Genomic DNA, 438 nt, shown 5'->3' with positions numbered 1-438 from the left:
CAGTCATGCAGCCGCCGCTAATCCCTCAACATCAAGTTGCGCACCAGCGGACGCGGACCCATCGGCCGCAGCATCGCACTGGCCGGACGCGGACGCACCTGCTGGGGCCACCAGAACCAGCGGCCCAGAAGCGCTGCGATCGACGGGGTCATGAACGCGCGCACGATCAGCGTGTCGAACAGCAATCCGAGGCCGATCGTGGTGCCCACCTGACCGATCGTGAGCAGGTCACTGACGATCATCGACGCCATCGTGGCCGCGAACACCAGACCCGCGGCCGTCACAACCTTGCCGGTCCCCGCCATCGCCCGGATGATGCCGGTGTTGATGCCCGCGTGGATCTCTTCCTTCATCCGAGAAACCAGCAGCAAGTTGTAGTCCGAGCCCACCGCCAGCAGGACGATGACGGACATCGCCAGTACCACCCAGTTGATCTGG

Annotated in this window: 1 protein-coding gene; it reads right to left on the bottom strand. The window is 64.6% G+C overall.

The genetic code is table 11. The features are described from left to right. Positions 1-17: 17 nt before the first annotated feature. The coding region (locus RM844_RS32885) for an MMPL family transporter (protein WP_311671089.1) at positions 18-438 on the bottom strand (421 nt) is incomplete at its 5' end.

This window comes from Streptomyces chisholmiae (assembly GCF_031845445.1).
Taxonomy (GTDB): domain Bacteria; phylum Actinomycetota; class Actinomycetes; order Streptomycetales; family Streptomycetaceae; genus Streptomyces; species Streptomyces chisholmiae.
Note: the sequence above shows the minus strand (reverse complement) of the source record. Positions and strands in the feature narration are given on the sequence as shown.